General features: G+C 70.1%; 21 protein-coding genes. 5 read left to right on the top strand and 16 right to left on the bottom strand.

Going from position 1 to position 24,981, the window contains the following annotated elements:
• Positions 1-144 precede the first annotated feature (144 nt).
• The 3 genes from ACFWPS_RS13470 to ACFWPS_RS13460 form a co-directional block, all read right to left on the bottom strand.
• Positions 145-483 (bottom strand): P-II family nitrogen regulator, encoded by a 339-nt coding sequence (locus ACFWPS_RS13470; protein ID WP_089098508.1) that lies wholly within the window; start codon positions 481-483, stop codon positions 145-147.
• On the bottom strand, positions 480-1,817 hold the full coding sequence (locus tag ACFWPS_RS13465) for an ammonium transporter (protein WP_383704315.1): 1,338 nt from the start codon (positions 1,815-1,817) through the stop codon (positions 480-482). The genes ACFWPS_RS13470 and ACFWPS_RS13465 overlap by 4 nt, the downstream gene beginning before the upstream one ends.
• 333 nt (positions 1,818-2,150) lie before the next feature.
• Entirely contained in the window at positions 2,151-3,635 is a 1,485-nt protein-coding gene (locus tag ACFWPS_RS13460; RefSeq protein WP_383704313.1) for a hypothetical protein, read from the bottom strand.
• A gap of 457 nt (positions 3,636-4,092) precedes the next feature.
• Here ACFWPS_RS13460 and ACFWPS_RS13455 point away from each other — a divergent pair, with 457 nt between their 5' ends.
• The gene (locus tag ACFWPS_RS13455) at positions 4,093-4,749 is read left to right on the top strand and encodes a bifunctional DNA primase/polymerase (RefSeq protein ID WP_383704311.1); all 657 of its coding nucleotides are present in this window, start codon (positions 4,093-4,095) and stop codon (positions 4,747-4,749) included.
• A 103-nt stretch (positions 4,750-4,852) separates the two neighbouring features.
• Here the strand turns inward: ACFWPS_RS13455 and ftsY are convergent, their stop codons facing one another.
• Entirely contained in the window at positions 4,853-6,046 is a 1,194-nt protein-coding gene (gene ftsY, locus ACFWPS_RS13450) for a signal recognition particle-docking protein FtsY (RefSeq protein ID WP_383704309.1), read from the bottom strand.
• A 128-nt stretch (positions 6,047-6,174) separates the two neighbouring features.
• Here ftsY and ACFWPS_RS13445 point away from each other — a divergent pair, with 128 nt between their 5' ends.
• Positions 6,175-7,647: a cytosine permease gene (locus ACFWPS_RS13445; RefSeq protein WP_383704307.1), complete on the top strand. Its 1,473-nt coding sequence runs from the start codon at positions 6,175-6,177 to the stop codon at positions 7,645-7,647.
• A gap of 56 nt (positions 7,648-7,703) precedes the next feature.
• Positions 7,704-8,675, top strand: coding sequence for an LLM class flavin-dependent oxidoreductase (locus ACFWPS_RS13440; RefSeq protein ID WP_383704305.1), 972 nt, complete (start codon positions 7,704-7,706; stop codon positions 8,673-8,675).
• A 411-nt stretch (positions 8,676-9,086) separates the two neighbouring features.
• Here ACFWPS_RS13440 and ACFWPS_RS13435 read toward each other — a convergent pair whose 3' ends face one another.
• The 4 genes from ACFWPS_RS13435 to ACFWPS_RS13420 all read right to left on the bottom strand — a co-directional run bounded on the left by ACFWPS_RS13435 (position 9,087) and on the right by ACFWPS_RS13420 (position 15,646).
• On the bottom strand, positions 9,087-10,505 hold the full coding sequence (locus ACFWPS_RS13435) for a sugar porter family MFS transporter (RefSeq protein ID WP_383704303.1): 1,419 nt from the start codon (positions 10,503-10,505) through the stop codon (positions 9,087-9,089).
• A gap of 292 nt (positions 10,506-10,797) precedes the next feature.
• Positions 10,798-14,523: an AAA family ATPase gene (locus tag ACFWPS_RS13430; protein WP_383704301.1), complete on the bottom strand. Its 3,726-nt coding sequence runs from the start codon at positions 14,521-14,523 to the stop codon at positions 10,798-10,800.
• 255 nt (positions 14,524-14,778) lie between these two features.
• Positions 14,779-14,982 (bottom strand): hypothetical protein, encoded by a 204-nt coding sequence (locus ACFWPS_RS13425; protein ID WP_089099736.1) that lies wholly within the window; start codon positions 14,980-14,982, stop codon positions 14,779-14,781.
• A gap of 382 nt (positions 14,983-15,364) precedes the next feature.
• On the bottom strand, positions 15,365-15,646 hold the full coding sequence (locus ACFWPS_RS13420) for an acylphosphatase (RefSeq protein WP_352219379.1): 282 nt from the start codon (positions 15,644-15,646) through the stop codon (positions 15,365-15,367).
• Between the two features lie 189 nt (positions 15,647-15,835).
• On the opposite strand from ACFWPS_RS13420, the gene ACFWPS_RS13415 reads away from it, so the two are divergent.
• Together ACFWPS_RS13415 and ACFWPS_RS13410 are read left to right on the top strand one after the other, a co-directional pair.
• Complete coding sequence (locus ACFWPS_RS13415; protein WP_383704299.1) at positions 15,836-16,981, top strand: CAP domain-containing protein; 1,146 nt, start codon at positions 15,836-15,838, stop codon at positions 16,979-16,981.
• An 81-nt stretch (positions 16,982-17,062) separates the two neighbouring features.
• Entirely contained in the window at positions 17,063-17,464 is a 402-nt protein-coding gene (locus ACFWPS_RS13410; RefSeq protein ID WP_383704297.1) for a winged helix-turn-helix transcriptional regulator, read from the top strand.
• Here ACFWPS_RS13410 and mutM read toward each other — a convergent pair.
• The 8 genes from mutM to recG form a co-directional block, all read right to left on the bottom strand.
• A complete protein-coding gene (mutM, locus tag ACFWPS_RS13405) occupies positions 17,437-18,357 on the bottom strand; it encodes a bifunctional DNA-formamidopyrimidine glycosylase/DNA-(apurinic or apyrimidinic site) lyase (RefSeq protein ID WP_383704295.1) in 921 nt (306 codons plus the stop codon). The genes ACFWPS_RS13410 and mutM overlap by 28 nt on opposite strands.
• A gap of 81 nt (positions 18,358-18,438) precedes the next feature.
• Complete coding sequence (gene rnc, locus ACFWPS_RS13400; RefSeq protein WP_383704293.1) at positions 18,439-19,293, bottom strand: ribonuclease III; 855 nt, start codon at positions 19,291-19,293, stop codon at positions 18,439-18,441.
• An 8-nt stretch (positions 19,294-19,301) separates the two neighbouring features.
• Positions 19,302-19,475 (bottom strand): 50S ribosomal protein L32, encoded by a 174-nt coding sequence (gene rpmF / locus ACFWPS_RS13395; protein ID WP_007493396.1) that lies wholly within the window; start codon positions 19,473-19,475, stop codon positions 19,302-19,304.
• Between the two features lie 2 nt (positions 19,476-19,477).
• Positions 19,478-20,128: a YceD family protein gene (locus tag ACFWPS_RS13390; RefSeq protein ID WP_383704291.1), complete on the bottom strand. Its 651-nt coding sequence runs from the start codon at positions 20,126-20,128 to the stop codon at positions 19,478-19,480.
• Between the two features lie 154 nt (positions 20,129-20,282).
• On the bottom strand, positions 20,283-21,377 hold the full coding sequence (locus tag ACFWPS_RS13385; RefSeq protein ID WP_383704289.1) for an ATP synthase F0 subunit B: 1,095 nt from the start codon (positions 21,375-21,377) through the stop codon (positions 20,283-20,285).
• A gap of 57 nt (positions 21,378-21,434) precedes the next feature.
• Positions 21,435-21,914, bottom strand: a complete 480-nt coding sequence (coaD, locus tag ACFWPS_RS13380; protein ID WP_383704326.1) for a pantetheine-phosphate adenylyltransferase — start codon at positions 21,912-21,914, stop codon at positions 21,435-21,437.
• Between the two features lie 26 nt (positions 21,915-21,940).
• Positions 21,941-22,528, bottom strand: a complete 588-nt coding sequence (rsmD, locus tag ACFWPS_RS13375) for a 16S rRNA (guanine(966)-N(2))-methyltransferase RsmD (RefSeq protein ID WP_383704287.1) — start codon at positions 22,526-22,528, stop codon at positions 21,941-21,943.
• A 165-nt stretch (positions 22,529-22,693) separates the two neighbouring features.
• Positions 22,694-24,898, bottom strand: coding sequence for an ATP-dependent DNA helicase RecG (gene recG / locus ACFWPS_RS13370; protein ID WP_383704285.1), 2,205 nt, complete (start codon positions 24,896-24,898; stop codon positions 22,694-22,696).
• Positions 24,899-24,981: the final 83 nt, after the last annotated feature.

Here is a 24,981-nt window from a genome sequence, read left to right as displayed (position 1 = left end):
GGCGCGGCGGCCGTGACCGCTCCCCTTCGGTTTGGAGGCGCAGCCGGGCCGCCGCGTAGCCGCTGGGTCCCGTGTTCTCTGCGTCGTTCCGAACTTCCGTACCCGTCACCCAGCGACTCCTGCCTGTATTCAGGTGGTTCTGTTCTACAGCGCGTCCGGGCCGCGCTCGCCGGTGCGGACCCGTACGGCGGTCTCGACCGGGACGGACCAGACCTTGCCGTCACCGATCTTGCCGGTGCGGGCCGCCTTGACGACGACGTCGATCAGCTGCTCGGCGTCCTCGTCCTCGGCCAGCACCTCGATGCGGATCTTGGGCACCAGGTCGACCGTGTACTCGGCACCACGGTAGACCTCGGTGTGGCCGCGCTGCCGACCGTAGCCGCTGGCCTCGGTGACCGTGAGGCCGTGGACGCCGAAGGCCTGCAGGGCCTCCTTGATCTCGTCGAGCCGGTGGGGCTTCACGACAGCGGTGATGAGCTTCATGCGTCCACCTTCTTGCTCGTGCCGGCCAGCGCCGCGGAGACGGAGCTGACGACACCGCCGCCCGCACCGCTGAAGTCGTATGCAGTCTCGGCGTGCTCCGCCTGGTCGATACCGGAGACCTCCTCGTCCTCGGTGACCCGCATGCCGAGGGTCTTGTCGAGGAGGAAGGCGAGGACCGCGGAGGCGACCAGGGAGTAGCCGAGGACCGCACCGACACCGGCGAACTGCTTCCACAGCTGGGTGAAGGAGTGGTCGCCGTAGAAGACGCCGGTCGCCGCGGACTGGCCCTTGCCGGTGGCGAAGAAGCCGATGAGCAGGGAGCCGATGATGCCGCCGACCATGTGGACGCCGACCACGTCGAGCGAGTCGTCGTAACCGAACTTGAACTTCAGGCCGACGGCCGCGGCGCAGGCGACACCGGCGATGACGCCGACGGCGATCGCGCCGAGCGGGGAGACCGCACCACCGGACGGGGTGATCGCGACCAGACCGGCGACCGCGCCGGAGGCGGCGCCCAGGGTGGTGAACGCGCCGTGCCGGATCTTCTCGTAGGCGAGCCAGGCCAGCATGGCGGCGGCGGTGGCGACCTGCGTGTTGACGAACATCAGCGCGCCGACGCCGTCGTCGTTGCCGAGCCACGAGCCGGCGTTGAAGCCGAACCAGCCGAACCACAGCAGACCGGCGCCGAGCATGACCAGCGGCAGGCTGTGCGGGCGCATCGGGTCCTTCTTGAATCCGACGCGCTTGCCGATGACCAGGATGACGCCGAGGGCGCCCGCACCGGCGTTGATGTGGACCGCGGTACCACCGGCGAAGTCGATCACACCGAGCTTGAAGGCCCAGCCGTCGGCACCCCAGACCCAGTGGGCGACCGGGACGTAGACGACCGTGAGCCACAGGGCGACGAAGAGCGCCCATGCCGAGAACTTGACGCGGTCGGCGATGGCACCGCTTATCAGGGCCGGCGTGATGACCGCGAACATCATCTGGAAGACCATGAACACGAAGATCGGGATCGTGTAGCCGTCCCAGAGCTCCGTCAGCCCGACATTGCTCATGCCCAGCCAGTCGGAGTTGAAGCCGATGAAGCCGTTGCTGGAGCCGAAGGCCAGGGAGAAGCCGTAGAGCACCCACAGGATGGTGACGATCCCGATGCTGACGAAGCTCATCATCAGCATGTTCAGGGTGCTCTTGACGCGGACCATGCCTCCGTAGAAGAAGGCGAGTCCTGGCGTCATGAGCAGCACCAGGGCGGAACAGATGAGCATGAAGCCTGTGTTCGCGGAGGACAGCTTGGGTGCCTCCGCGGCAAGCGTGATGGCGGCTGGTGCCATCGGCGTCTCCTCGTCGATTGGTACGGCCCCGTGTGCGGGCGTTGCCTGAATGTGTCCGGTCAAGCGGGGGGTGGGCCGGTTATGCGCCATGAGATTGACGCAGCGCGGTTTCGGACACCGCCCCTCGTTGTTTCACCGGAGTGACGAAGGAGTCGCGAGTGTTACGCGTCGGTGAACTGCCTGATGTTCGCCGACCGGATCGTTATCGTGGCGCAACCTTCTCTCGGAGGAATGGAACCGGCCGCGGTGGCCTTCCGATGACCTGGCGTGGGGGAGCCGAGTCGGGCAGTTCGGGAGGGCCGGCCGCGGCCGGGGTCTTGGGGTTACCGGGGTTCAGACCGCCTCGGCGGTCTCCGGGAGGTCGACGGCGAGCTGCTCGGTGAGGTCTACGACCGCCGCCAGATCGCCGTGGTCCCGGACGGCCGAGTCGACCGTCTTTCGAATACGAGTGTTCACGCGCTCGGAGCGCACCTTCTTGGCGATGCCCATGGCCTCGGAGGCCAGAACCGTGCTCCGCTCGACCTCGCCACGCAGCAGGTGCACGGTGGCCATGCCGATGAGGTTGAGTGCGTACGACCGCTGGTGCTCGGCGTCCTTGGCGAACAGCTCCACGGCCTTCTGCATCAGGGGCTCGGCCAGGGAGGCGTAGGTGGGGCTGCGGCCGGCGACATAGGCGAGGTCGCGGAAGGAGTGGCTGTTCTCTCCGTAGAGCTCGGCCTCGGAGAAGAAGCGGATCCAGTCGGGGTCCGGGTCGTCCCACTCGTCGGACTCGGCGAAGGTGTCCTCGGCCATCCGGACCGCCCGCTTGCACTTGCCGGGCTGTCCCATGTTGGCGTAGGCGCGGGCCTCCATCGCATACAGCATCGACTGGGTGCGCGGGCTCGCGCAGTCCCGGCTGCCGTACTGCGCGAGGTGGATCAGCTCCAGGGCGTCGTCGGGCCGGCCGAGGTGGATCATCTGGCGGCTCATGCTGGAGAGGACGTACGAGCCGAGCGGCTTGTCACCGGCCTCCTTGGCCGCGTGCAGGGCGAGTACGAAGTACTTCTGCGCGGTGGGCTGGAGGCCTACGTCGTACGACATCCAGCCGGCCAGCTCGGCCAGCTCGGCGGCGACCTTGAAGAGCTTGCGGGCGGTGGCCTCGGGCTGGGGTTCCTGGAGGAGGTCGGTGACCTCGTGCAGCTGGCCGACGACCGCCTTGCGGCGCAGGCCGCCGCCGCACTGGGCGTCCCACTGGCGGAACATCACCGTGGTGGACTCCAGCAGCTCCAGCTCGGGCTTGGAGAGGCGCCCGGGGCGGCGGGAGTCGGCGGCCGACTCGGGGGGCGACGGTGGCCCGGCGGGCGCGGGGACCAGCCAGCGCTGCATCGGCTCGATGAGGGACGGGCCCGCCGACAGCACCAGCGAGGTTCCGAGGAAGCCGCGCCGCGCCAGCATCAGGTCGCTGCGCGAGAACTCGCTGAGCAGGGCCACCGTCTGCGGGCCCGTCCAGGGCAGGTCGACGCCGGTCGCCGAGGGTGACTGGCGGGCGGCCCGCAGACCGAGGTCCTCGACCGAGACGACACAGCCGAACCGCTCGGAGAACAGCTCGGAGAGGATCCGGGGGATCGGCTCGCGCGGGTTCTCCCCGTCGAGCCAGCGGCGCACTCTGGACGTGTCCGTGGAGATGTGGTTGGCGCCCAATTGGCGTGCCCTGCGGTTCACTTGCCGCGCCAGCTCGCCCTTCGACCAGCCGCTGCGCACGAACCACGAGTTGAGCAGCTCGTTGGGGCGCTTGTCCGTACTGGTCGCGGTCGTCCCGCTACCGCCGTTGCCGCCCACTGGAACGCCCCCATCCCTGAGACCACTTGATGCCGGATGCGCCAAGCCCTATCAGAATGCCGGTAAATACGGCTGCCCGTCCGGTAGTTCTCGCCCTTCGAACGGGATGCCGAGTTGCCTCCGGCATACCCACGAGTGCATGTGCCCCCAGGCCTCGTGCACTCAAAGTAATCCTACGATCACTGCTCCAGCCATGGCGATCCCGGAAACGCCACCATTCGCCACCCCTTCGAATGAACTCACGATGGCCTTGGCGCGATTCACTTGACATAGGACGGCCGGGAGTAGGCGGAGCGATGCACTCAGGGGCGCACACCCCCAGATGCACCACCCGGGACGCTTCAGAGCGCTGCATTGATCTTCCGGGCGTGAGGGAAGGCGGAGCCGTAGGGTCACGTTCCGTTTTCGTCCCGCTCCGTGTCGTAACCACCGGCGCGGCGGACCCGTTGGAGGGGGCATGGGCTTCACGATCGGCGGCATTCGCGAGATCCGCTCCGGCACACGCCGGCGCGGTCGTTCATCGGACTGCACCGCCGTCGCCGAGTTCACCGGACTGTGGGGCTGGGACGTGGTGCCGGGTGCCCGGTCCGCGGCCGGCGCGTGCTCCTGCGGGCACGCCGGCTGTCCCGCGCCGGGAGCGCATCCGCTGGACTTCGCGCCTCAGGTCTCCGCGGGCGCCACGCTCGACGAAGTCACCAAGGCCTGGGGGGAGTTCCCGGGGGCGGCGGTGATGCTGCCGGTCGGCCGCGCGTTCGACGTGATCGAGGTCGCCGAGCCCGCCGGGCGCCGCGCCCTGGCCCGCCTGGAGCGGATGGGCCTCCCGCTCGGCCCGGTCACCGCCACGCCGGACGGCCGCACCCACTTCTTCGTCGCCCCCGGCGCCACCGCCGAACTCCCGGAACTGCTCTACCGCATGGGCTGGGACGACCCGACCTCCCTGGACCTGCGCGGCCTCGGCCCGGGCACGCACGTCACCGCTCCGCCGTCCGACCGGGGCGGCCTGGGCCCGGTGCGCTGGCTGCGCCCACCGGCCCTGGACTCGGCGACGAGGCCGCCGGCGGCGCGGCTGCTGCTGGGGACGCTGGCGTACGTGGCGCACCGGTCGCGGGCATAGCCGCAGGAGGCGGCACATACGCCGAAGCGCCCGTCCCCGGCTGTACCTCGGGGATCGGGCGCTTCTTCGCGATCTTGGGGCGGGTAAATTTACCCCCCTTCGGTCAGTCACCGATAAGGGCATCCACGAACGCCTCCGGCTCGAACGGCGCCAGGTCGTCCGCACCCTCGCCCAGGCCGATGAGCTTGACGGGGACGTCCAGTTCACGCTGGACCGCGATCACGATGCCGCCCTTGGCGGTGCCGTCCAGCTTGGTGAGCACGATGCCGGTGATGTCGACGACCTCGGCGAAGACCCGGGCCTGGACCAGGCCGTTCTGGCCGGTGGTGGCGTCGAGGACGAGCAGCACCTCGTCCAGCGGGGCGTGCTTCTCGACGACCCGCTTGACCTTGCCCAGCTCGTCCATGAGGCCGGTCTTGGTGTGCAGCCGCCCGGCGGTGTCGATGAGCACCACGTCGACGCCCATCTCCTTGCCCTCCTTCACCGCGTCGAAGGCGACGGAGGCGGGGTCGCCGCCCTCAGGGCCGCGCACGGTGTAGGCACCCACCCGCTCGCCCCAGGTCTGGAGCTGGTCCGCGGCGGCGGCCCGGAAGGTGTCGGCGGCGCCGAGCACGACCGTACGGCCGTCGGCCACCAGGACGCGTGCGAGCTTGCCGGTGGTGGTGGTCTTGCCGGTGCCGTTGACGCCGACGACCATCACGATGCCGGGCTTGCGGTCCTCGGGCTCGGTCTTCACCGCGCGGTCGACGTCGGTGCCGACCAGCTTGAGCAGCTCCTCGCGCAGCAGGCCGCGCAGCTCGTCGGGGGTGCGGGTGCCGAGCACCTTGACGCGCTCGCGCAGCCGGTCGACCAGTTCGGTGGTGGGCTGCACGCCGACGTCGGCGGTGAGCAGGATGTCCTCGATCTCCTCCCAGGTCTCGTCGTCGAGGTGCTCGCGCGAGAGCAGCGTGAGCAGCCCCTTGCCGAGGGCGTTCTGGGAGCGGGAGAGCCGGGCGCGCAGCCGGACCAGGCGGCCGGCGGTGGGCTCGGGGATCTCGATCTCGGGAGCGGGAAGCTCTTCTACGACGACGGGAGCCGAGCCGTCGGGAAGGTCGACCTCCTCTATCGTCCGGCGCGGTTCGTCGCGCGGCGTCTCGGCCTCGTCGCCGACGTGCGGCTCGGCCGGGGGCGCGGTGATGTCGGGCGCGGCGGGGGGCGGCGGGGGCAGCGACTTCTTGCGCCGGCTGCCGACGACGAGCCCGCCGAGCGCGCCGAGCACGACCACGGCGATGACTACAGCAAGGATGACGGTTTCCATAACCCGTCCAGTATCCATCCCTCCCCCGCGGCCGACTTTGCTCCCTCGCGCGGGAGTTTCTGGATGATCCTCCGAATCCGGATGTCGTCTTTAAGGGTATTCGTCGGACTAACGTACGATGACTGCCTATGGGCACCACCGCCGGCCACGATGGCGCGCTCGAACATCTCGAAGAGTCGCTGGAGCACCACGGCCTCGAAACCCGGGGCATCGAACCGGTCCCGGACTCCGAACGCACCGGCACACCCCGCGGTCTGCTCCCCACCTGGATCGCCGCCAACATCACCGTCCTGCTGGTGACCATGGGCGCGGGCCTGGTGGTGTCGTTCGGGTTGAACTTCTGGCAGTCCCTGGTGGTGGGCACCGCGGCTCCGATCGTGTCGTACGGCCTGGTCGGCCTGATCGGCATCGCGGGCAAGCGCGGTGGCGCACCGGGCATGGCACTCTCCCGCGCGGTCTTCGGCCAGCGCGGCAACCTGCTCCCGGGCGGGCTGATCTGGGTCGCGCGCTGGGGCTGGGAGACGATCAACGCGGTGACCGGCGCCTATGCGCTGCTGGCGGTTCTGGAGATCCTCTTCGGGATCAGGAGCAACACCGCCCTGATCATCGTCACCCTGCTCCTCTTCGTGATCACCACGTTCGCGATCTCGGGCATGGGCATCAAGGCGGTGCGGTACTGCAACCGGTGGGCTACCTGGCTGTTCGGCGCCTTCTCACTGCTGGTCCTCGGCTACCTGATCGCGACGACGGACTGGGCCGAGGTGTTCGGACGGCCCGCCGGCCCCGCGGCCGCGATGGTCACCGGCGCCGGGCTGATCGCGGCGGGCGGGATGAGCTGGGCGCCTGCCGCGCCGGACTTCACGCGGTATCTGCCGGGTACGGCGTCCTCGGCGGCGATCGTACGCAACACGGTCGGCGGTGCCGGGATCGTCGTACTCCCCATGGTCCTGATGGGCGCGGTGACAGCGTCCGCCACTCCGGGCCTGGCCAAGGCGGCCGACCCGGTCTCCTTCCTCGGCGAGATCCTCCCGCTCTGGCTCGCGGTCCCCTACCTCCTCGTCGCCCTGGTCGGGATGCTGCTGATCAACGCGATGTCGATGTACTCGGCGGGCTTCACCGCCCAGACCCTCGGCTTCCGCATCCACCGCCACTGGGCGGTCTCGATCAACGCGGCGATCTCGCTGGTCCTCGGCGGCGTCCTGATGCTGGCGGCGACCTCGTTCATGGGCTCCTTCATCGCCTTCCTGTCACTGCTGGCGGTGGCGTTCTCGGCGTGGGTGGGGGTTTTCGGGGTCGACATGCTCCGGCGACGCGAGTACGACGGCGCAGCCCTCCTCGACACCACCCCGGCCGGCGCCTACTGGTACCGGGCCGGCTTCTCCCCCGCCGCCGTCGCGGCCTGGGCGCCGGGCCTGGCCACCGGCCTGGTCTTCACCACCTGCGACTGGTTCAGCGGACCGCTCGCCACCAACAACCCCGTAGGCCGGTACGGCCTCGGCTGGATCGCGACGATCGTCGTCTCGGGCCTGCTGTACGCGGTGCTGCCGAAGCCGGCGGCGACCCCGGCGACGACCGGGAAGACCGCACCCCTGGCCGTCTGACGTACCGTCAGCTACTGTCCCCGCACACCGCCCGGCCAAGGTGAAGGGGAACTCCCATGCCCGTCTCGGTCGTCCGCTTCAACCTCGTCGAGCCCGGCGCCTCCCCGGCCTCCCTGGGCGCCCGGTACCGAGCGGCCCTGGACATGGCCGCGTACGCCGACGAGCACGGGGTCACCACCGTGCAGACGGAGGAGCACCACGGCGTCGGCAACAACTGGCTGCCGTCGCCGTTCGCCTTCGCGGGCGCGGTGTTCGGGGCGACCCGGACCATCGCGGTGACCGTGTCTGCGGTGATCGGCCCGCTGCACGACCCGCTGCGTCTTGCCGAAGACATCGCGGTCCTTGACCTGCTCAGCGGGGGCCGGCTGGTGACGGTGGCCGGGATCGGCTACCGGCCCGAGGAGTACGCCCTGTTCGACGTGGAGTGGAAGCGGCGCGGGCGGCTCCAGGACGAGCTGCTGGAGACACTGCTCAAGGCGTGGACCGGGGAGGAGTTCGAGTACCGGGGCCGTACGGTACGGGTCACCCCGCGCCCCTTCACCGATCCGCACCCGCTGCTCCTGGTCGGCGGTTCCTCCAGGGCCGCCGCCCGCCGCGCCGCCCGCCTGGGCCTGCCGTTCTTCCCGAGCGCGCATCTGCCGGAGCTGGAGGCGTACTACAAGGAGCAGCTCACCGAGTACGGCACGGAGGGCTGGACGATGATGCCCACGGCCGAGACACCGCTGCTGCACATCGCCGAGGACCCGGACCGGGCCTGGGCGGAGTACGGCGAGCACTTTCTGCACGAGGCCCGGACGTATGCGTCCTGGCAGTCCGGGGACATCCGCTCGGCGGTGCGGTCCGCCGCGACCACGGTCGGGGAGCTGCGCGAGGAGGGCGTCTACCGCATCCTCACCCCGCAGGAGTGCGTGACGGCGGGACTGGACAACCTGGTCCTGCATCCGCTGGCCGGCGGGATGCCGGTGGAGGAGGGGTGGCGGAGCCTGCGCCTCTTCGCGGAGACCGTGCTCCCGGCGCTGCCGGCGTAGCGGGGGCGAGGCGCGCCGGCGGGTGGTTACGGAAGGACCGGGCACCGCCGGACACCACCGTCGCGGCTGATCGCCGTCGCGGCGGAGAGGGATTGTGCGGGGAGATCAGGAAGCAGAGAGTTCGCGCCGCGCATCGATGCGGAGCGATCGACACCGCCGGGCAGCGCCGTCGTGGCTGGTCGGCGTTGCGGCGGAGGGAAATTGTGCGGCGGAGTTCAGGACCGGAGTTCTGCGGCCGGTTCTGAGGCAAGGTCCTGTGGCGCTGCGGGGCGGGGCAAGAGTCGTTGTCCGGGCGGCGCGGCGTGCACGAACCGCCGCCCCGCCCGGGCAGTGACCGGGCGGGGCGGCGGGGGATACGAGGAGAGGGGCAGCGGGGACTTGGCCCTTCTCCTCGAGTCGGGGGGGGCGTGGTCAGCCCATCTCCTCCAGGGACTTGCCCTTCGTCTCCTTGACGTACTTGAGGACGAACGGGATGGAGAGGGCCGCGAAGACCGTGTAGATCACGTAGGTGCCGGAGAGGTTCCAGTCGGCCAGCGACGGGAAGCTCGCGGTGATGGCCCAGTTGGCGATCCACTGCGCGGCGGCGGCCACGCCCAGGGCGGCGGCGCGGATCCTGTTCGGGAACATCTCGCCGAGCATGACCCAGACGACCACACCCCAGGACAGGGCGAAGAAGAGGACGAAGATGTGGGCGGCGATCAGCGCGGTCCAGCCCTGCGTGGACGGGAGCTTGCCGTCGACCAGGTGGTAGGAGAAGGCCCAGGCCTCCAGGGCGAGGCCGACGACCATGCCGACCGAACCGATGAGGGCCAGCGGCTTGCGGCCGATGCGGTCCACGAAGATCATCGCGATCACGGTGCCGATGATGTTGATGATCGACGTCGTGAACGAGTAGAAGAACGAGTCCGTCGGGTCGACGCCCACCGACTGCCAGAGCGTGGAGGAGTAGTAGAACGCCACGTTGATGCCGACGAACTGCTGGAAGACCGAGAGGCCGATGCCGACCCAGACGATCGGCTTGAAGAAGAAGGAGCCGCCCAGCAGGTCCTTGAACGTGGACTTGTGCTCGCTCTTCATCGCGTGCTCGATCTCGGCGACACGGGCGTCCAGGTCGGCGCTGTTGCCCTCGACCTCTTCGAGGATCGCACGGGCGCGGTCACGCTTGCCGACGGAGAGCAGGAAGCGCGGGGACTCGGGGATCGCGAGGGAGAGCAGGCCGTACAGGACGGCCGGGACCACCATCACGCCGAGCATGACCTGCCAGGCCTCCAGGCCCATCAGCTTGCCGCGCTGGTCCCCGCCGGCGGCGTTCAGCAGACCCCAGTTGACCAGCTGCGAGATGGCGATGCCGATGACGATCGCGGCCTGCTGGAAGGAGCCGAGGCGGCCGCGGTAGGCGGGCGGGGCGACCTCGGCGATGTAGGCCGGGCCGATGACGGAGGCCATGCCGATGGCGAAGCCGCCGATGATCCGCCAGAAGGCGAAGTCCCACAGGGCGAAGGGCAGCGCCGAGCCGACGGCGCTGACGGTGAACAGCACTGCCGAGATCTGCATGCACCGGATGCGGCCGATGCGGTCGGCTATGCGGCCGGCGGTCGCGGCGCCGATGGCGCAGCCGATCAGGGCGATGGCGATGACCTGGGCGAGGGCCGCGGACCCGATGTCGTAACGGCTCCGGATCGCCTCGACGGCACCGTTGATGACGGAGCTGTCGTAGCCGAAGAGGAAACCACCCATGGCGGCCGCCGCCGCGATGAAGATGACATGCCCGAGGTGATCGGGGTGAGCCGTCCCGGCTCCTGACTGGGGTGCCTGCGCAGTGCTGGTCACAAGAAACTCCTCGGGCCACCGGCAACGCTGCCGGGGGTGGGGGGTGAGCCCTCTCAGGTCCAAGTGGCGCACATCCGCACACCGCTCACACCTGAAGGTAAAAGCAACGTTGCAGAGACTATGCCTTCAAGTTTCGAAGTCAATAGACGGTGGAGTGTGAAGTTGTAGATACCACGCAAGAGAGATGCGTTCACTTCTTGAAGATGACGGGGGGGGTGATCTACCTAAGGGCGCGGGGAACTGCGCGACCAGCCACGACGCACCCGCAGCCGAAGGCGGCCAGGACCCGGCGTCAGCGAAGCCGCTGGCTGATGACCTTCGACACACCGTCGCCCTGCATGGAGACGCCGTACAGCGCGTCGGCGACCTCCATCGTGCGCTTCTGGTGCGTGATCACGATGAGCTGGGACGACTCCTGGAGCTCCTGCATGATGCGGATCAGCCGCTGCAGGTTGGTGTCGTCCAGGGCCGCCTCGACCTCGTCCATGACGTAGAACGGGCTGGGGCGCGCCTTGAAGATCGCCACCAGCATCGCGACGGCGGTCAGCGAGCGTTCGCCGCCCGACAGCAGGGAGAGCCGCTTGACCTTCTTGCCCGGCGGGCGGGCCTCGACGTCCACGCCCGTGGTGAGCATGTTGTCGGGGTCGGTCAGGATCAGCCGGCCCTCGCCGCCCGGGAAGAGGCGGCTGAAGACGCCCTCGAACTCCCTCGCCGTGTCCCGGTACGCCTCCGTGAAGACCTGCTCGACGCGCTCGTCGACCTCCTTCACGACCTGAAGCAGGTCGGTACGGGTCTTCTTCAGATCCTCCAGCTGCTCACTGAGGAACTTGTGCCGTTCCTCAAGGGCCGCGAACTCCTCAAGGGCGAGCGGGTTGACCTTGCCCAGCTGCTGGTATGCCCGCTCGGCCGCCTTGAGCCGGCGCTCCTGCTCGGCCCGGTGGAAGGACTTCGGCTGGTTGCGCGGGTGCTCGGGGTCGTCCGGCAGCACCTCGCCCTCGGCGGGGGGCGAGGGCGGCACGAGCTGATGGGGGCCGTACTCGTCGACGAGCCCCGCCGGTTCGACACCGAGCTCCTCCAGCGCCTTGGCCTCCAGCTGCTCGATGCGCAGCCGCTTCTCGGCGCCGAGTACCTCGCCCCGGTGAACCGAGTCCGTGAGCTTGTCGAGTTCGGCCTTGAGGTCACGGCCGGTGCTGCGGGCGGCGGTCAGCTCCTGCTCGCGCCGGGCCTTCGCGGCTTCGGCGGCGGCACGTTCCTGCTCCGCCCGGCCGACCGAGACCTCGACGTGTGCGAGCAGCTGGCGCGCACCGGCGGCGACGGCCTCCGCGACCGCCGCCTCGTGGCGCAGCCGGGCCCGGCGCTGTTCGGCACGCGCGCGTGCGTCGCGTTCCGCGCGGGCGGCCCGGTCGAGGGAGTCGGCGCGGCCGGCGAGCCCCTTGACCCGCTCCTCATGGGTACGGACCTGGAGGCGGGCCTCCATCTCGGTCTGGCGGGCGTTGGCGCCGTCTGCGGCCAGGCGGTCCCGCACCGAGGTGTCGGGCTCCTCCTCGACGGGCATCTCCTCGGCCACGGCGAGCCGCTCGGCCAGGATCTCGACCTCTTCCAGGGCCTTGTCGAGGGAGTCCTGGGCACGGGCGGCGGCGGCCGTGGAACGTTCCGCCTCGCCTGCCGCGCCGCGGGCCTGTCCGGCGAGGCGGCCGAGCTGCTGGGCCACGGCCGACTTCTCGCGGTCGGCGGCACGACGCCGCTCCCCCAGTTCCTCGACGAGGGCCGCGCACTCCTTGCGCCGCTCCCCTGCCCCGTGCTGTGCCTCGGACAGCTCCTCGCAGCGGACGGCGAGCTCTTCCAGCTCGGCGGCGGCCTCGTCCACGGAGGCCTGCACTTCGAGCAGGCTGGGTGCGCCGGCGGAGCCGCCGTGCGCGAAGTGGGCGCCGAGGAGGTCGCCTTCGGCGGTCACGGCGGTGAGGTGGGGGTGGCGGTAGACGAGGTCCTCGGCGGCCTCGAGGGTGTCGATGACGACGATGTCCCTGAGGAGCCGTCGTACGGCGGGCATCAGGTCGGACGGGCCTCGCACCAGGTCGGCTGCGAAGTGCCCTGACGGGGGTGCCGTGGGGGGTCGTCGGTCGGGTGCGGCGCCGTCGTGGCCGGTCGCGCCGTTCCCCGCGCCCCTATGGGGCGCCGCCCCGGCGGCGTTTTCAGCCGCGGGTGCTTCGTGGCCGGTCGCGCCGTTCCCCGCGCCCCTTTGGGGCGCTTCAAACCGGGGCGCTTGAGGCAGGGGGGGTTCGGACGGAGGCGCTTCGGGGGCTCCCGCCAGCAGCAGTGCTGCCCTGCCGCCGTCCTGTTTGCGCAGTAGGCGGATCGCGTCGGCCGCCGAGGACGGGGTCGTCACCGCGATCGCGTCCGCCGCTGTGCCGAAGGCCGCGGCCAGGGCGACCTCGTGGCCCGGGGTCACCGTGAGCAGTTCCGCCGCCGGGCCCAGGACTCCGGTGAGGCGGTCGCGGGCACCGAGCAGTATTCCTGTGCCGTCCTTGCGGCGCAGGCCCAGTGCCAGCGCCTCGTGGCGGGCCTGGGTCGCGGCGCGCCTGCGTTCCACTGCCGTGACCGCCTCGCGGGCCGCGGTGAGGGCGGCCTCCGCCTCGGCGAGCCGGTGCTTGGCGTGGTCGTGCTGCGCGGCCAGTTCCTCGTCGCCGGCGTCGAGGCCGTCGACCTCGGCCTTGAGCACCTCGTACTCCTCCTGCGCCGAGACCGCCCGCTCCTGGGCCTCGTCACGGGCGGCGGCCAGCCTGTCGATCTCGGCCTGGGCGGACGCGGCGCGTGAACGGGCTGCGCCCACCTGGCCGTTCAGCCGGGCCAGGCTTTCGCGGCGGTCGGCGATGGACCGGGCCACGTCCTTCAGGCGCCGCTCTTCGAGGGCGAGTTCGCGCTCCAGCTCGGCCCGGTGGGCGACGGTGTCGTCCAGGGCGTGCTGGGCCGCCTCCAGGGAGGCTTCGAGTTCGGCCTCCTGCTCACGGATGCGGTGGGCCTCGCGCTCCATGTCCTCGGGGTCGCGGCCGCGCCGTTCCTCGGGAGGCGTGGAGGTGGCGCTCTTCACCCGGGCGTCGGCCAGCGAGATGGTGCCGCGGACGCGTTCGGCGAGCTGGGAGAGCTCGTACCAGGTCTGCTGGGCCCGCTGCAGGCGCGGGGTGAGCTGCCGTACCTCGTCCTCCAGGAGCGCCTCCCGCTGGAGGGCCTTCTTCAGCTCCTGCTCGGCGGCTTCCTTGCGTTCCTTGAGGGCGGCCTCGTCGGCGACCTCGGTCTGGAGTGCCTGGCGCAGTCGCACGAGATCGTCGGCCAACAGCCTCAACCTCGCATCCCGCAGATCCGCCTGGATGACGGCGGCCCTGCGGGCGACCGCGGCCTGGCGGCCGAGGGGCTTGAGCTGGCGGCGGAGTTCGTCGGTCAGGTCCTGCACGCGCGCGAGGTTGGCCTGCATCGCGTCCAGCTTGCGCAGCGCCTTCTCCTTGCGCTTGCGGTGCTTGAGGACGCCGGCCGCCTCCTCGATGAAGGCGCGGCGGCCCATCGGGTCCGCGTGCAGGACGGAGTCGAGCTGGCCCTGGCCGACGATGACGTGCATCTCGCGGCCGATGCCGGAGTCGGAGAGGAGTTCCTGGATGTCCAGGAGGCGGCAGGTGTCGCCGTTGATCTGGTACTCGCTGCCACCGTTGCGGAACATGATCCGCGTGATGGTGACCTCGGCGTACTCGATGGGCAGGGCGCCGTCGGAGTTGTCGATGGTCAGGGACACCTCGGCGCGGCCCAGCGGGGGGCGGCCGGTGGTGCCGGCGAAGATGACGTCCTCCATCTTGCCGCCGCGCAGCGACTTGGCACTGTGCTCGCCCATGACCCAGGTGAGTGCGTCCACGACATTGGACTTGCCCGAGCCGTTCGGACCGACGACGCACGTGATCCCCGGCTCGAACCGGAGCGTGGTCGCCGAGGCGAACGACTTGAACCCGCGAAGGGTCAGGGCCTTGAGGTGCACGCCGTCGGACTTTACCCGGCGCCGCTACCGCACTCCACGACCCCTCGCAACCTCGCGGTTTCGCGCATGAACATGCAGGGCACACCAGACGTTAAAGAAGGTGAAAGGATGCGCGGGGCTGGAAGGGCCGGGCTCGGGGGCAGGTCGGGGGCAAGAAAGAAGGGACGCCGGGGCGTCCCTTGCAAATCTTGACAACTTAAGCGGTTGAAAGGGCTGCCCAACCGCCGCATGTGCTGTTGTGGAGCGATGCAGCGATCAGGTGAGCGCAGGCTCCGCCTGGTGTGCGTCGATGCTCTCCATGATCCTGTCGGGAGAAGCGGCAGCCGTCAGCTCGTCGTTCTCGGCCTGAATCCGTACCAGCTCGGATTCGAGGTCCTGGACTCGCTGCTGGAGCCGTCGCATCTCGGCGAGGAGTCGCGGGTCGGAGCCGCCGACGTAACCGAGAAGCGCCTTTGCCATGATGGATGGTCCTCCACACTGAGTGACCGACCGAAGCGGTGTGGGTCGTGAGGGATTCGCACCCGCGGTGCTTGACACATCCGAGTGTTGCTCGACTGTTGCGCCATGCCAAACAGCTAAGGTGCGCGGGGCTTTCAGCGTCTCACCAAAAAGTTTGACGGTCAACACGATCACGCCCTGTATTGGCGGGCGAACCCGGGATCGGGCGACCCTGGACGGGCGGCGCTGCGACTCCTGCGGGGCCCTCAGGGCGTGGCGATCATCTGTAAGTGCGGAGCCTGCCACGACACGCACTTCTTGGCAACCACCAGGCCATTTCTGCTCGGGGCACATGCCGGTGGCAGATCGCTCCGCTTCCGCCTGCTCGCTTCACAGAGCGGTCTCAGCGGATGGCGAAGCCGTCGTAGCCACCCCTGGGTGTGTCCCAGATCTCGGTGACACCCTCCACCCGCCCGGGCGTGTCATCGCCCTGGAGCCAGTCGAGCAGCCCTTCGCAACCCGCCCGGGAGCCCTCCGCGACCACCTGGACGCGACCGTCGCCCAGATTGAGAGCAAAACCACTCAGGCCCCCGATCTCCAGCGCCTTGGCCCGCGTGAACCAGCGAAATCCCACGCCCTGCACGCGTCCACGGACCCAGGCGACCAGTCGCACATCCTCGCTCATGCGTGCAACCTAACCGGCCAATGTCACTCGGGACACTTCCTCCCTCAGCGGCATGGGGTACCGTCCCCACCCAATGAATCTCATATGAAACTCACTCGATCGAGTGAGTCTGGTTGACCAGAAGGAGTCATTGGCCACACCGGCCCCTGGTCGACCCCGACCGCGAGGACGAGGGAAGAAGGCAAGGACATGGGACGCCACCGACGCCACGCCGCCGGCCGCGCCGCCACGGGCCACGCCACGGGGGTCACTGAGAACGACGGCCCGTACCCGGGCGGCCACGACCCGCAGGACTCGTACGCGGGCCTCCGCTACGGCACGGGCACGGCGGCCTACCTGCGCCAGGAGGAGTACGCCGACACCAACGCGCGCAGCTCGGCCTACCTGTTCGCGACCGAGGGCGACTACGCCCGCTTCATGAACACCGCCGACTTCCCGGCCGAGGAGTTCGCCCCGGCCGGCAGCTCCCCCTCGGGCGGCGGGCACCGGCGCCGGAAGAAGGCGGGGCGGCCCGTGGCCACCGGGCTGCTCGGGGTCTCCGCCGCGGTCGCCATCGGCACGGTGGCGGTGGCCACCGGCATGGTGCCGGGCCTGGAGAACTACAAGCTCGGCGGCAGCAGCAGCACGACCGGCGGCGAGCGGGTGCAGGCCGACGGCGCGCCCAGCAACACGGCCAGCGAGCAGGGCGGCACCTCCGGCAGCGCCGAGAGCCGCGGCACCGGCTCCTCGACCAGCCGGGACACCCAGCGCTCCGCCTCGCCGACCCCGACGGCGTCCACCTCGAAGTCCGCGTCGGCGTCCGCGTCCACCTCCGCCTCCGCGTCGCCCACCCCGACGAAGACGGCGACCGAGAAGCCCACGCCCACCGCCACGCCGTCCAAGAAGGCGACGGCCACCCCGAGCAGGACGGCCACCAAGGCGCCGGTGAAGACCGCCGCGCCGATCACCTCGTCCGAGGAGGCCGTCGTCGAGGCCGAGGTGCTGAAGCTGGTGAACGAGGAGCGGGCCAAGGTCGGCTGCAGCGCACTGTCGGCGAACTCCTCGCTGACCAAGCTGGCCGAGGGGTTCAGTGACGACATGGCCGCGCGGGACTTCTTCGACCACACCGACCCGGACGGCAAGACGCCGTGGGACCGGGCCGCGGCGGCCGGCATATCCAACCTCGGCGGCGAGAACATAGCCCGCGGCCAGGCCACCGCCCAGGCCGTCATGGACGCCTGGATGAACAGCGAGGGCCACCGCGCCAACATCCTGAACTGCGACTTCAAGACCCTCGGGGTCGGGGTGCACTTCGGTTCGGGCGGCCCCTGGTGGACGCAGGACTTCGGCTACTGAGGTCTCTTCGGACGACAGGGTGCGCTAACCAATAGTTAGCGCACCCTGTCGGTTAGCGCTGTGCTCCCGTACTCTTGACGCATGACCATCACCCAGGACAGCGTCGCGGAGCCGCAGCCTCCGTACGACGTCTTCGCCCGGGCCTGTCCCTCGCGCACCACCCTCGAGCACGTGATGGGCCGCTGGGGCGGGCTCACGCTGAGCGCGCTGCACGAGGGGTCGTTCCGGTTCAACGAACTGCGCCGGCGCGTGGACGGCGTCAGCGAGAAGATGCTCTCCCAGACGCTCCAGGCCCTGGAGCGCGACGGCCTGGTGCACCGCGAGGCGCAGCCGACCAACCCGCCGCGCGTCGACTACGAACTCACCCCGCTCGGCCGCGGGGTCGCCGAGCACCTGCTGGCCGTCGTCCACTTCGTGGAGAGCCGGATGGGCGAGGTGCTGGCCGCCCGCGAGCGCTACGACGACTCGCGCGGCGCCCGCTGACACTTCGGGCAGAAGTAGCTGGACCGGTTCATCCAGGGCCGCCTGCGCATCGGCGTACCGCACCGGCGACAGGGCAGCCCTTCCCTGCCGTAGGCGTCCAGCGAGCGGTCGAAGTACCCCGACTCGCCGTTGACGTTGACGTACAGGCTGTCGAAGCTGGTGCCGCCGACGGCCAGGGCCGCGTTCATCACGTCCCGTACATGGCCGAGGAGTTCGGCGGTGCGCGGGCGGGTGAAGCCGGCGGTCGGCCGCTCGTAGTGGATGCGGGCACGCCAGAGGGCCTCGTCCGCGTAGATGTTGCCGACTCCGCTGATCAGCGACTGGTCGAGCAGTGCCCTCTTGATGGTGGACCGCTTCCGGCGCAGCGCCTGGTGGAAGGCCTCGTCGTCGAACAGCGGGTCGAGGGGGTCACGGGCGATGTGCGCGATGACGTCCGGCAGTCCGTCGGGGGTGTTGTCGTGCAACGACAGTCCGCCGAAGGTGCGTTGGTCGACGAAGCGGAGTTCCGTGCCGCCGGCCGCGATGGGGGTCCCCCCGCGCGAGCCGCATTCGAGCGTGGGGGAGGCTGATGTCAGCGTGTCGGCGAACCGGACCCGGATCCGCAGGTGCTTCTCGTCCGGTGCCTCGTGTGGTTGGACCAGCAGCTGGCCGCTCATGCCGAGGTGGGCGAGGATCGACTGGTCGGTGTCCTCCAGCGGCAGCCACAGGTACTTGCCGCGCCGGCTCGGGGTGCCGATGCGATGGCCCTTGAGCCGGTGCGTGAAGTCGTCGGCGCCGGCGAGGTGCCGTCGTACGGCACGTGGGTGCAGGACCTCGGCCTCGGCCACGACGCGATGGGCGACCCATCGCTCCAGGCCGCGCCGTACGACCTCCACCTCGGGCAATTCAGGCATCGGGACTCCCGGGAAGGACCGTGGACGATCCGAGCGCCCGCCTCCGTGGAAAGGTGGCGGGCGCTCGGGCTGCGCTGTTCGTCAGGCGGAGGCGGCGGACGACGGCGGGCCGTCGTCCTCCTCGGCTTCGGCCTGGGCTGCCTGTTCGGCTGCCCTGGCCTCGGCTCGCTCGTCCGCCGCGGCGCGGATGGCGCGCCAGGCGGACTCGGCGGCTTGCTGCTCCGCCTCCTTCTTGCTGCGGCCGGTGCCGGTGCCGTACGAGACGCCTCCGACGCGGGCGGCAGCAGTGAAGGTCTTCTCGTGGTCGGGGCCGGTCTCCGTGACCAGGTACTCGGGCACGCCGAGGCCCTCCGTCGCGGTGAGCTCCTGGAGACTGGTCTTCCAGTCCAGGCCGGCTCCGAGGTTCGAGGACTTCTCGATCAGCGGGTCGAAGAGCCGGTGCACCAGCTCGGACGCCGAGTCGAGGCCCTGATCGAGATAGACCGCGCCGATCACCGCTTCAAGGGTGTCGGCGAGGATGGACGCCTTGTCCCGGCCGCCCGTGCCCTCTTCACCGCGGCCGAGCCGGATGAAGGAGCCCAGGTCGAGACCGCGACCCACTTCCGCGAGCGCACGCGAGTTCACCACCGCGGCCCGGAGCTTGGCCAGCTGGCCCTCGGGCAGATCGGGGTGGGTGTTGTACAGCGTGTCCGTGACGACGAGGCCGAGGACGGAGTCACCGAGGAACTCCAGCCGCTCGTTCGTCGGCAGGCCGCCGTTCTCGTACGCGAAGGAACGGTGGGTCAGCGCACGCACCAGAAGGGCGGACTCGAGCTTGTAGCCGAGCCGCCCTTCCAGAAGCGTGTGGGACGAGGCCGTGCTGTCCGCCTTCTTCTTGGCGGTTGGGTCCGCCTTGGGCTCTTCGCCCTTCTTGGGACTGGACACAGTGCCTCTCACCTGGCCGCTCAGACTTCGAGGACCTGGCGCTTGTTGTAGGTGCCGCAAGACGGGCACGCGATGTGCTGCAGCTTGGGCTCGTGGCAGCGCTCGCACGCAACCAGGGTGGGGACCGCAGCCTTCCACTGCGACCGGCGGTGGCGCGTGTTGCTGCGCGACATCTTCCGCTTCGGAACAGCCACGGCTACTTCTCCTGCTTCTCGTCGACGCCCGCTTCCGCGTCAGCGCCGCTCATCTCGTCCTTCTCGCCGTCCTTGGTGGAACTGGCGAGTCCCTGCAAAGCCGCCCAACGGATGTCGACGGCGTCGTGGTGGTGGTCCGGGTCGTCCGTGAGCCGGGCTCCGCATTCGGAACACAGGCCCAGGCAGTCGTCCTGGCACACCGGCTGCATCGGCAGTGCGAGCACCACCGCATCACGCAGCACTGGCTCGAGGTCGAACAGGCCGTCCTCGATGAAGAACCTGTCCTCGTCGTCCTCGGCGTCGTCGCCCGGTTCCGCGATCACGCGGCCCCGGTCGTCGGCGTCAGGGTACGAGAACAGTTCCTGGAAGTCCGCTTCGAGCTCCTGCTCGACCGGCTCCAGACACCTTACGCACTCCCCCTCGGCCTGTGCACGGGCGGTGCCTGTGACGAGCACACCTTCCATGACCGACTCGAGCCGGAGTTCGAGCTCCACCGGGGCGCCTTCCGGCACTCCGATGACCCCCTTGATACCGAAGTCCTGGGGAGCGTCGATCATGCGGGTCAGGCGCTGGAGCGCGCCAGGACGCCGCCCCAGCTCGTGCGTGTCGAACACGAACGGGTTGCGGTGGTCAAGGCGCGCGTGAGGAGCCATTCCTGCTTTCGATCTTCGAGCTCAGAGGGACGCTGTCCTGAGGTTTCTCCGGGCAGCGTGGATCGCGGACGTAGACGCGACCGAAGAGCCAGGATACTGGACCTTTCGCTGTCGGCCCAATCCGCCTGCTTTCCGGCTGCCTTCCGCCGGGTTTCTACAGGCCCCGGCCCTGTTCGTACGCCCGCAGCTGCTCCGGCGTGATCATGCCGGTGTCGAAGAGGCTGGTCTCGTCGAGGGCGTACGACTGGTGCGGCTGGTGCTGGGCCGCCGGCTGCTGCTGAGGGTCGTAGACGGGCTGCTGGCCGGTGTCGTAGCCCTGGTAGGCGGCGGCGTACGGATCGGCCTGCTGGTAGCCGTAGGGGTCCTGCTGGTAGCCGTACGCGTCCTGCTGGGCGTAGACGGGCTGCTGCTGGGGGTAGCCGTACGGATCCTGCGCCACGGGCTGCTGCGCGGGCTGCTGGTCGTACTGCGGCTGCTGCTGGGGCTGCTCGGCCGGGGCCGTCTGCGCCTGTGCCGCCTGGGCGTCCCGGTCGGCGAGGGCCGCGAGGTCGGCGAGGTAGTCGGCGTCGCTGGAGTGCTGGAAGGTCGTGTCGTCGTCGGCGAGGGCGCCGAGGGCGTCGGAGGCGATCCGGCCGTGCAGCTTGGCACGGCCCTTACCGACCGCCTCCAGGGTCTTGGCGAGGACCGCCTCGAAGGCGCCGAGCTTGACGTCCACGTAGGCGTCGGCGTCCCGGCGCAGGGTCTCGGGGTCGTGGCTGCGCTCGGGGGCGTCCTCGTCCTCGTAGCCCTGCTCGTCGAGGCCGGGGCCGGTGCCGAGCAGCTTCTCGCGGCCGCGGCCGACCGAGCCGAGGGTCTTGGTGAGGACGACCTCGAAGTTCGCGAGCTTGGAGTCGACGTAGTCGTCGGCGTCGGCGCGGACCTCCTCGGCCTCCTGGCGGGCCTCGGCGAGGATCCGGTCGGCCTCGGCCTGGGAGCGGCGGGCCACCTCGGTGTCGGAGATCAGCGAGCCGCGCTCGGCGTGCGCGGTCTCGATGATCCGCTCGGCCTCCATGCGGGCCTGCTCGACCATCTGGTCCCGGCCGCCGATCAGCTCCTCGGCCTGTGCGAGCGAGCCGGGCAGCGCCTGGCGCAGCTCTTCGAGCATCGCGAGCAGGTCGGCGCGGTTGACCACGCACGACGCCGACATGGGCATGGACCGGGCGCCGGTGACCGAGGTCACGATCTCGTCGAGCTTCTTCTGCACGTCCACCTGTGCTCGCCACTCTCTACAGCTGGGTTGGAGACGGACGGGACGACTGTAGCCCCATCAGTCCCTGCCGAGACGCTTGTTGAGGGCCTCCAGAACGGCCGGCGGAACCAGGTGGGCGATGTCGCCGCCCCACTGGGCCACCTCCTTGACCAACGAGGAGGAGAGGAAACTGTAGGTCGGGTTGGTCGGCACGAAAAGCGTCTCGACACCCGACAGACCGTTGTTCATCTGGGCCATCTGCAGCTCGTAGTCGAAGTCGCTGACGGCCCGCAGGCCCTTGACGATGGCCGGGATGTCACGCTGCTTGCAGAAGTCGACGAGGAGGCCGTGGAAGGCCTCGACCCGGACGTTTCCGTAGTCGGAGGTGACCGTGCGGATCAGGTCGATCCGCTCGTCGATCTCGAACAGGCCCTTCTTGGACTTGTTGATCATCACCGCGACGTAGACCTCGTCGTAGAGACGGGACGCGCGGGCAATGATGTCGAGGTGTCCGTTGGTGATCGGGTCGAACGACCCGGGACAGACGGCGCGGCGCACTTGTGATCCCTCGCTCTCCGGTCCGGTCATCGTGCGTCTTCGCACGTAGAGGCGGCGCGACCGTACCAAAACGTTCCCTCGCCGTAGCGACGGGACCGGAGGGCCTCGAAGCCGGTCGGCCAGTGGAAATCGCCGCCTCTGGTGCTGCGCTCCACGGTGACGAGAGCATCGGGCGTGAGCCAGCCCTCCGAGCGGAGTGTGAGGAGAATCTCCCGAAGATCGTCGTCCGTGACGGCGTACGGAGGGTCGAGGAACACCAGGTCGTACGGCTGTGCCGGGGGCGGTGTCCTGATGATCTGTTCCGCTTTGCCGGCCCTGACCTCGGCACCGGGGAGGCCGAGGTTCTTCACGTTCTCCCGTACGACGCGGGCGGCTCTCGGGTCGGCCTCGACGAGAAGGGTGTGGGCCGCGCCCCGGGAGAGGGCCTCCAGGCCCACCGCGCCGGAACCGGCGTAGAGGTCGAGGACGCGTTCGCCGTCCAGGGGGCCGCCCAGGAGGGACTGCCAGGTGGAGAAGAGGCCTTCGCGTGCGCGGTCCGAAGTGGGCCGGGTTCCTGTGCCGGGCGGCACCGAAAGGCGCCGTCCGCCTGCCTGGCCGGCGATCACGCGGGTCATGGGGGGTCCTTCTTCGGGGGCGGCTTTACGGCTTCAGTCTGGCAGGCCTACAGGGGTGGGTGCCTAGTCTGCGACGGCGGCTGCCGGTCCGACGTGGCTTGTCGCGCCCGCGCGGCGCCAGCCGCATATCGATACAGCCCCGCGCCCCTGACGGGGCGCTTCGGCTCAGCCCTTTTCCAAGTACTGCTCCCTCTCCTCGTCCAAGAGGGCGTCCAGGGCCGTGCGGAGACCGGTCAGGTTGGTGAGCTCCGGGTCCTCGGCCACCAGCGCCGTCGCCTCCTCCCTCGCCTCCGCGATGATCTCCTCGTCCTCGATCACCGCGAGGACGCGGAGGCTGGAGCGGGCTCCCGACTGGGCCTGGCCCAGGACATCGCCCTCTCTGCGCTGTTCGAGGTCGATGCGGGAGAGCTCGAAGCCGTCCAGAGTGGAGGCGACCGCCGTGAGGCGCTGGCGGGCCGCGCTCGCCTCCGGCATCTCCGTGACCAGGAGGCAGAGGCCGGCGGCCGACCCCCGGCCCACCCGGCCGCGCAGCTGGTGGAGCTGGGAGACGCCGAAGCGGTCGGCGTCCATGATCACCATGGCGGTGGCGTTGGGGACGTTCACGCCGACCTCGATGACTGTCGTGGCGACCAGGACGTCCGTGTCGCCCGCGGCGAAGCGGCGCATCACCGCGTCCTTGTCGTCGGGGTGCATGCGGCCGTGGAGGACCTCGACCCCGAGGCCGTTCAGCGGGCCCTTGGCGAGGTGGCCGGCCACGTCCAGGACGGCGAGCGGGGGGCGCTTCTCCGCCTCGTCCTCCGCGGACTTCTTCGCCTTCTTGGGGTCGTCCTCCTCGTCGCCGATGCGGGGACAGACGACGTAGGCCTGATGGCCGTTCCCGACTTCCTCTCTGACCCGTTCCCAGGCGCGGGCCAGGAAGTGGGGCTTGTCGGCGGCGGGGACGACGTGGGTGGCGATCGGGGAGCGGCCGGCCGGGAGCTGGTCCAGGACCGAGGTCTCCAGGTCGCCGAAGACCGTCATCGCGACCGTGCGGGGGATGGGGGTCGCGGTCATGACGAGGAGGTGGGGTGGCTGCTTGCCCTTGCCTCGGAGGGCGTCCCGCTGTTCGACGCCGAAGCGGTGCTGTTCGTCCACCACCACCAGGCCCAGGTCGTGGAACTGGACCTTGTCCTCGATCAGCGCGTGCGTGCCGATCACGATCCCCGCCTCGCCCGTGACCAGGTCCAGCATCGCCTGGCGGCGGGCCGCGGTGCCCATCGAGCCGGTGAGGAGGACGACCTTGGTGGCGTGGTCCGCGCCGCCGAGCATGCCGCCCTCGGCCAGCTCGCCCATCATCTCGGTGATCGAGCGGTGGTGCTGCTGGGCCAGCACCTCGGTGGGGGCGAGCATGGCGGCCTGACCGCCCGCGTCGACGACGGCGAGCATGGCGCGGAGGGCGACCAGCGTCTTGCCGCTGCCCACCTCCCCCTGGAGGAGCCGGTGCATCGGGTGTTCCGTCGCCAGGTCGTCGAAGATCTCCTTCGAGACCTTCTGCTGGCCGTCCGTGAGGGTGAAGGGGAGGCGGTCGTCGAAGGCCGTCAGGAGGCCGTCGGGGGCCGGTTTGCGGGCCACCGCGGGGAGCAGGGCGTCCGCGTGGCGGCGGCGGGCCAGGGCCACCTGGAGGACGAAGGCCTCGTCCCACTTGAGGCGGTCACGGGCCGCCGCGATGTCCGCCTTGGTGTGCGGGCCGTGGATCTTGAGGAGGGCTTCGGGGAGGGGGAGGAGACCGCGTCCTTCGCGGAGGGCCGGGGTGAGGGGGTCAAGGGCCTCCTGGGCGCCGGGCAGGACCGTCTGGATCGCCTTGCCGATCTTCCAGGACTCCAGCTTGGCGGTGGCCGGGTAGAGCGGGATCAGGGCGCCCGCCCAGGTTTCCACGGATTCGGCCGGGTCGTCGCCGCGTAGCAGTTCATAGGCCGGGTGCGCCAGTTGGAGGCGGCGGTTGAAGACCGTGACCTTGCCGGCGAACATCGCGCGGGTGCCCGGCAGGAGTTCCTTGTGGGGTTTGTGCACGCCGTTGCCGAAGAAGACGAGTTGGAGCCGGCCGCTGCCGTCGGTGATCGTGACCTCCAGGCGCTGGCCCTTGCCGCGGGGCGCCTTGGCGGAGGCGAACGTGTGCAGGCGGGCGTCGGCGACCATGGCGACCACCGTCACGTGTTCGTCCATGGGCAGGTCGGCGAGGTGGGTGAGCTGGCCGCGCTCCTCGTATCTGCGGGGGTAGTGGTGCAGGAGGTCGCCGACGGTGTGCAGGCCGAGATGCTCGGCCATCACCTTGGCGGTGGCTGGGCCGAGCACCTTCTTCAGTGGTTCTTCCAGTGCGGGCACGAGATCCATTGCACACCACACCACTGACAATGCCGTATATGTCTCGGGAAACCCCTGGTCAGGCGGCCGTTTTGAGTCATAGGATGGCGCGC

Origin of the sequence: Streptomyces sp. NPDC058457 (assembly GCF_042720695.1) — a bacterium.
Lineage (GTDB): Bacteria > Actinomycetota > Actinomycetes > Streptomycetales > Streptomycetaceae > Streptomyces.
This window is presented reverse-complemented; position numbering and strand designations above follow the sequence as displayed.